This is a genomic window from Bilophila sp. 4_1_30, from assembly GCF_000224655.1.
Taxonomy (GTDB): Bacteria; Desulfobacterota; Desulfovibrionia; order Desulfovibrionales; family Desulfovibrionaceae; genus Bilophila; species Bilophila wadsworthia.
Genome location: NZ_JH114231.1, coordinates 2,930 through 3,734 on the forward strand (window position 1 = coordinate 2,930; position 805 = coordinate 3,734).

General features: G+C 67.5%; 1 protein-coding gene and 1 pseudogene. Both read left to right on the forward strand.

Going from position 1 to position 805, the window contains the following annotated elements; genetic code table 11:
* A pseudogene (locus HMPREF0178_RS00015) lies at positions 1–335 on the forward strand (translation initiation factor IF-2); the annotation flags it as partial.
* A complete protein-coding gene (locus tag HMPREF0178_RS00020; RefSeq protein WP_009367843.1) occupies positions 332–685 on the forward strand; it encodes a hypothetical protein in 354 nt (117 codons plus the stop codon). The pseudogene HMPREF0178_RS00015 and the gene HMPREF0178_RS00020, both read left to right, overlap by 4 nt.
* Positions 686–805: the final 120 nt, after the last annotated feature.

Here is an 805-nt window from a genome sequence, read left to right on the forward strand (position 1 = left end):
GCCAGCCGCACAGGCTGTCCCCCGCCGTGCACACGGGGAACACGCAGCTCCGCGCCGACGACGGGAGCGCCTACGTCGAGATCACGCCCGGAGGGGCGGTTACGGCGGTGGGGCCCTCGTCCGTCACCGTCAGAAGCGGCGGCTCCATCACGCTGGACGCCCCGCGGATCGTCATCAAGGGGCTGCTCTCCATGCAGTCGCAGGGCGGCGGCGCGACCACGGCCACGCTCGCCGGATCGCTCAACGCCACGGGCGACGTGACCGCATCGAACATCAGCCTCAACAGCCATACGCACCCCGGCGACAGCGGGGGGACCACGGGAGGCCCGCAATGAAATACCGCAAACTGACGGAAAACGGCGACTACGCCTTCGGGCGCGGCGGCGCGGACATGCACGCCGACACCCCGGAAGCCGTGGGGCAGGCCGTCCTGACCCGGCTGAGGCTGTTCGCGGGGGAATGGTTCGTCGACCTCAAGGAAGGGACGCCCTACGTCCCCGGCGTGCTCGGCAAGCACACGCAGGACACGTATGACCCCGCCTTCCGCGAGCGGATACTGGATACGGAAGGCGTGACCGGCATCGTTTCGTATGCCTCCTCCTTCGACGGCGAAACCCGCAAACTCTCCGTGCGGGCCGTCATCGGCACGGTCTACGGGGAAACGACGATACAGGAGGTTTTCTAATGGCGCTCGCCACCATCGACGAAACCGGGCTGCACCTGCCCGACTATCCCACGGTCCTTGAGGACGTCAAAGCCCGTTTCCGGGGCATTTACGGCGACGACCTCTATCTTGGGCCCGACA

Bases quoted from the DNA above. Each gene is read 5' to 3' on its own strand.
- HMPREF0178_RS00020 (WP_009367843.1), top strand. From the start codon at position 332: ATGAAATACCGCAAACTGACGGAAAACGGCGACTACGCCTTCGGGCGC.